Raw genomic sequence first — 232 nt, 5'->3', positions numbered from 1 at the left:
AGCTCGGCGAGTCGGTGGTGATCTGCGAGCAGATCGGCGACCCGGCCACCAGCAAGGGCCCGGTGGAGCGCCAGGTGGTGCGCATCATCACCCCGGGCACGATCAGCGACGAGGCGTTGCTCGACGAGCGTCGCGACAACCTGATTGCCGCCTTGCTCGGCGATGAGCGGCTGTTCGGCCTGGCGGTGCTGGACATCACCAGCGGCAATTTCACCGTGCAGGAGATCAAGGG

At 66.8% G+C, this 232-nt stretch carries 1 protein-coding gene; it reads left to right on the top strand.

Features of this window, described 5'->3' with window-relative positions; translation table 11 throughout:
- Positions 1-232: hypothetical protein (locus tag FQ668_RS28345; RefSeq protein WP_144180902.1), on the top strand; the 232-nt coding region annotated here is incomplete at both ends.

This window comes from Pseudomonas sp. Kh14 (assembly GCF_900291005.1).
GTDB classification, from domain to species: domain Bacteria; phylum Pseudomonadota; class Gammaproteobacteria; order Pseudomonadales; family Pseudomonadaceae; genus Aquipseudomonas; species Aquipseudomonas alloputida.
The sequence above is the reverse complement of the archived record's forward strand: the minus strand, read 5'-3'. Positions and strand labels throughout refer to the sequence as shown.